Genomic DNA, 5,216 nt, shown 5'->3' with positions numbered 1-5,216 from the left:
GATGAAGCCCACCTGATCGATCAGCTCCGCGCTCAATAACTCATCGATTGCCCCTTCGCCGCCCAGGGCGATCAGCAGCTCTTTGTCGAAGCGGGCACCGATCACCGACGCCGCGCTCAACGTCCGCTTGGCCGGGGTGCTGAGCCGGTCGATGCGCGCCTCGATGGCTGCTTGCACGGTGGCCGGCACGTCGATCTCTTCGAGGTCTGTGTGACAGATATAGTCACCGCGGTCGCCGGCCAGCAACCCGCGTTGCACCAGTTCGCGCACCATCTCCTCGGCGAAAAACGGGTTGCCGGCGGCGCGCTCGGCGATGATCGCCGCCAGCTTGCCGACCGAGGGGTCCGAACCCATCAGCTCATCAAGCAAGGCTGCGGTATCCGAATCACCCAGTGGCGCAAGCGCTATCGTCTGCTCGCCGGCCACCCGCGTCAGGTCTCCCTTGTATTCGAGGCGCGACGTGACCAGCACCATCGTCGGGGTACGCGCAATGACGGTGAGGAAATCGGCCAGCATCGACTCGCTGACCCCATCGATCCAGTGCGCATCCTCGATGATGTACAGCACTGGTTCGCTGCGTGCCAGAGTCGCGCGGTTGATCAGTGCGATCAACCGACGCCGCCGCGCCTCGGGGTCAATCTGGGGCAGCGGCACCTCAGGGTCGGCGATCCCGAGCAGATCATCCAACAGCAATAGATCCTGCGCGTCGGCCTCGGGAAGCTGTTTCCGGACCAGAGCGCGCGCGGCGAAGCTGTCGACGTCAGTGACGCCCATGCGCGCACGCAGCAGCCGCATGACGGCGTGGAACGGTACGTCGCGGGCGTGTGACTCGCAGAAGGCCCAGAACACCTCGACCCCGCGCTCGTTGGCCAGCGCCGCGGCCTCTCGTGCCGCCCGGCTTTTGCCGATGCCCGGGGGTCCCACGACATTCACCACACCACCGCGACCGCCGATGGCGCGGTCCACCATGGCGTCGATGGCCGCCATCTCCCAGCGTCGTCCGACCAGGCTGGCCTCGGCGCGCCCGACTAGACCATGGCGCGGGCCGATCCCCACCAGCCGGCGCGCGCGCACCGGTTCGTCGGCCCCTTTGATGCGCACCCACTCCGGCTCGGCCAGCATCACGGTGTGCTCGACCAGCCGCGCGGTCGACTCCGAGACCATCACCCCGCCCGGGGGTGCCACCGATTCCATCCGCTGGGCAAAGCCGACCGACTCGCCGGTCGCGGTGTATCCCAGTGACCCCGAACCGATCTCACCGGCAATCACCCGACCTGAATTCAGGCCCACCCGCACGCGAAGATCGACACCGTCACGGCGGCGTACGTCGGCCCCCAAACGAGTCGCCTCCTCCTGGATGGCCAGTGCGGCCAGGCAGCCTCGAAAAGCGTGATCCTCCAACGCGATCGGGGCACCGAAGATCCCCATCACCCCGTCGCCGGTGGACTCCACCGTCCCGCCGCCGTACCGCTGCACCACCGCCGCCGAGCGCCCCACCAGCTCGGTCATCACCTCGCGATACCGCTCCATCTCGAGTGCGCCGGCGAGGTCCATCGAGTGCACCACATCGGCGAAGAGCACCGTCACCTGCTTATACTTCGCCGTATCGCGCGAAGCCGCAGTCGCGGCACCGCACTCGTCGCAGAACTTGGCCTTTTCGCGCAAGCCGGTGCCGCATGACCCACACGCCACGCTCACCGTCACCCGAGCACCACCGATCCGGGAGTCCCGACTATTACAACTGCGAACAATAGGTTGTTCAACAGCAAAGAGCAGCGCTATTCACCGCGGTCATATGCGTTTCTAGGGCTTCCGGACCCATCCATGATTCGCGCGGCCATCGCATTCAGGAGCCACCGACTGGTGTTCCGACTCAGGTTTGAGCGGTGTCTTTAGGGCAGTATCACAATCTTGCCGGTGACGTGGCCTGCGCCGCTGGTCTTGAGTGCCGAGCCAACCTCGGCGAGGGGAAAGGTTCGCGAGATCGAGACGCTGAGCCGTCGTTGCTCGATGAGTTCGACGATTCCACGAAGACCGTCGCCGAGGTCGCTGCCCCCACCGTCGACATGAATCTGGATGCCGGTGTCAGCGGCGTCGAAGGCGACTAGCGTTAGCACGCGTTCGGGTGTACCGGTCAGCTCGAGCGATACGGGAATCTCGCCGCGACCCGAGGCGTCGAGGACCGCATCGACGCCCTGCGGTGCGAGGGATCGAACCCGTTCCAGCAGTCCGTCGCCATAGGTAACTGGTGTCGCGCCGATCGACCGTAGATAGTCATGATTGCGCTCGCTGGCGGTTCCGATGACCGTCACGCCGCGTGCGGCAGCGAGTTGTACGGCGAAGGTGCCTACCCCGCCGGCTGCCCCGTGGATGAGAAGCGTCTCGCCGGCTTTGAGGTGAAGCTTCTTCAGCACCGCGTATGCCGTCCCGCCTGCTCCCGCGAGCGATCCTGCTGTCTCCCAGGGAATATCGTGGGGTTTGCGGATCAGGCTCGCCGGCTCGGCGAGTGCGTATTCCGCAAATGATGGCGTGACCGCGCTGCCCAAAACTTCATCACCCACAGCGAATTCGCTGACGCCGGGACCCACCTGGTCGACCACGCCGGATACATCGGTGCCCACTCCCGCGGGAAGGGTCAGCGGTATCACATTGCGCATGAGACCCTCGACCGTCTTCGCGTCGATGGGATTGATTCCCGCAGCCCGTACGACAACTCGAACCTGCCCCGGACCGGCGGTCGCGGCTGGCGCGTCGATCACCTGCAGCACGTCGTCGGGGTCACCGTATTCGGCGAACCGCGCAATCTTCGTCATTTGGTCCACTCCAGTCTCGTCGGCTTCGTTGAATCAACCCAACGCGTGACATGTCATGTTATTCCCACGACGCCAACCTGCCCACACAATCGGCGGCCAACGTGGTGAACTGATCTGTGCCAGATCCCGATCCGACCGCCGCGCCGACATACACCGCGGACGACTGGCTGGCCGCGGCCGGACCAAAGAATGACGCCGCGAGTATTCCCGGCCGACTTGTTCGACTCGTCACCGCGCTCAGCACCGCCCCACCGGGCGAACTCAACACCAACGATCCTGTTGCGACGCATATCGCTGACCGGCAGGCGGCCGTCCTCGTACTTCTCAGCGACACCACCGACGGTCCCGAAGTGGTTCTGCTGCAACGCAGCTCTATGCTTCGGGACCATCCAGGCGAGATCGCGTTCCCCGGCGGCTCCCGGGAGCCCACCGACCGCAATCCCGCCGCCACTGCCCTGCGGGAAGGAGCCGAAGAAATTGGCCTCGACCCCAGCAGCGTCGACGCGCTGCTCACCCTTCCGCGCCGTCATATCGGCGTCTCGGGCTTCGATGTCACCGGAGTCGTCGCCCACTGGCGTCAACCCGGCCCCGTCTATCCGGTCAACCCCGCAGAAACGCACCGGGTACTCGCCGTGGCGCTGCGCGATCTGGACAATCCAGATCGCTGGTACCAATACCAGTGCAACGACTGGTCCGGACCCGCCACGTTCCTCGACGGCGGCGCCCGACTCTGGGGTTACACCGCCGAAATCCTGCTCTACATGTCCAAAAACCGGTAGACGTGAACACCTTCACTGCATGCGGAGCCGTTCGAAGATGCCCTGAGCGCAGGACAACGTGAGTAGGGTCGAGCGCGTGGTGCGCGAGAAGACCCAGGCATCGACCTCGATTTTGGCAATCGTCGCGGCGGCCCGCGTCGCCGTGGGAGCGACGATGATCCTGGCGCCGAGCCGGATCTTCTCGCCAGGATCCGGGACCGAGACACTGCTCATGCGAACCATTGGGATCCGAGATGTGGTTCTCGGCTCGGGCGCCTGCGCGGCCTGGGTGCGCGGAGAAGAAGGCGAATTGCAACGGTGGGCAACGGTTGGACTCACTAGCGATGGGGCCGACCTTGTTACTGGGCTTCGCAGCAAGCCGCTAGTCGGTGCCAAAAGCGCACTGATCGCCACGCTTTCCCCGGTGCCGTTTGTGGCGGCCGGGATCCTGGGCCTAACCCGCGGGCGCCGCGTCGCTACCCGGACGTGAATAAACCCGTACTCTTCGACGGTGAACGCGATCGACCCAGACAAGCTCAACACGTGCCTAATGGTGCTGGCCGACGTCGAATCTTTGCCGCCCGAGCACCCCGATGCCGTGGCGGTGCGTCGGGCCACCGCGGGCATCTTCAAGGCGGTGAAGAAAGCCCGCCGCCACGCCAAGCGGGACGCGGTGTCAGCTGCAGATCACGCCGTCACCGCAGCCACCGCCACCGGTGCGCCCGGCCGCATCGACGACGAAACCGCGGGCCTGCCATTGGTATCGACTGCGGTCGGCGCCACCGCAGGCACTTTGCTGCGGTCACGCGCCTGCTACATGTGTAAGAACCGCTACACGGTGGTCGACGCCTTCTATCATCAACTCTGCCCGGAGTGTGCGGCGCTCAATCGCGCCAAGCGCGACGCCCGCACCGACCTCACCGCCAGGAGCGCCCTGCTCACCGGTGGCCGCGCCAAAATCGGCATGTATATCGCGCTGCGACTGCTCCGCGATGGCGCCCACACGACGATCACCACCCGCTTTCCGAACGATGCCGTGCGCCGCTTCGCCGCGATGCCCGACAGCGGGGACTGGCTGCACCGGTTACGCATCGTCGGGATCGACCTTCGCGACCCCGCGCAGGTCGTCGCGCTTGCAGACTCGGTGGCCGCACAGGGCCCGCTGGACATTCTGATCAACAACGCCGCCCAGACGGTGCGGCGAGCCCCCGGCTCGTACGCTGCGCTCGTCGAGGCGGAGCGGACCCCGGCGCCGGAACTTGTCGACGTGGTCACGTTCGACCGCGTCAGCGACGCCCATCCCGCCGCACTTGCCGGAAGCCTCGCCGAGCACCAAAGTCCGCACGCCGTAACCGAACTCGCCCTCGCCGCCCGAAGCGCGTCTCCGGACCGGATCGCCGCGGGCACCGCGATAGACGCGGGTGGTCTGCTGCCCGATACCGCACCCATCAACAGCTGGACCCAACGCGTGCACGAGGTCGACGCGATGGAACTGCTCGAGGTCCAGCTGTGCAACCAGACCGCGCCGTTCATTCTGGTGAGCCGGCTGCGCCCTGCGATGGCCGCTGCATCGTCTCGTCGCAAATACGTGGTGAATGTGTCTGCAATGGAGGGGCAGTTCAGCCGCGCATACAAGGGCCCGGGT

At 65.9% G+C, this 5,216-nt stretch carries 5 protein-coding genes; 2 read left to right on the top strand and 3 right to left on the bottom strand.

Annotation, left to right across the window (positions count from 1 at the left end; translation table 11 throughout):
- Together VN856_RS07170 and VN856_RS07165 are read right to left on the bottom strand one after the other, a co-directional pair.
- Window positions 1-1,704: AAA family ATPase (locus tag VN856_RS07170; protein ID WP_325687539.1), on the bottom strand; the 1,704-nt coding region annotated here is incomplete at its 3' end.
- 188 nt (window positions 1,705-1,892) lie between these two features.
- Window positions 1,893-2,813, bottom strand: coding sequence for an NADP-dependent oxidoreductase (locus tag VN856_RS07165; protein ID WP_325687537.1), 921 nt, complete (start codon window positions 2,811-2,813; stop codon window positions 1,893-1,895).
- Window positions 2,814-2,929: 116 nt separating this feature from the next.
- On the opposite strand from VN856_RS07165, the gene VN856_RS07160 reads away from it, so the two are divergent.
- Window positions 2,930-3,592 carry a CoA pyrophosphatase gene (locus tag VN856_RS07160; RefSeq protein WP_325687535.1) on the top strand — a complete coding sequence of 221 codons (663 nt, stop codon included), beginning with the start codon at window positions 2,930-2,932 and terminating at the stop codon, window positions 3,590-3,592.
- Window positions 3,593-3,604: 12 nt separating this feature from the next.
- Here VN856_RS07160 and VN856_RS07155 read toward each other — a convergent pair whose 3' ends face one another.
- Complete coding sequence (locus VN856_RS07155) at window positions 3,605-3,805, bottom strand: hypothetical protein (protein ID WP_325687533.1); 201 nt, start codon at window positions 3,803-3,805, stop codon at window positions 3,605-3,607.
- A 277-nt stretch (window positions 3,806-4,082) separates the two neighbouring features.
- Between VN856_RS07155 and VN856_RS07150 the strand changes: the two genes are divergently transcribed.
- Window positions 4,083-5,216, top strand: a 1,134-nt coding sequence (locus tag VN856_RS07150) for an SDR family NAD(P)-dependent oxidoreductase (RefSeq protein ID WP_325687531.1), incomplete at its 3' end; no start/stop codon positions are given.

Origin of the sequence: Mycobacterium sp. (genome assembly GCF_035603715.1) — a bacterium.
In the GTDB taxonomy this organism is placed as follows: domain Bacteria; phylum Actinomycetota; class Actinomycetes; order Mycobacteriales; family Mycobacteriaceae; genus Mycobacterium.
The sequence above is the reverse complement of the archived record's forward strand: the minus strand, read 5'-3'. Positions and strand labels throughout refer to the sequence as shown.

Excerpts from the sequence above, each read along its gene's own strand:
- VN856_RS07155 (WP_325687533.1), bottom strand. The coding sequence starts at position 3,805 with ATGAGCAGTGTCTCGGTCCCGGATCCTGGCGAGAAGATCCGGCTCGGC.
- VN856_RS07165 (WP_325687537.1), bottom strand. The coding sequence starts at position 2,813 with ATGACGAAGATTGCGCGGTTCGCCGAATACGGTGACCCCGACGACGTG.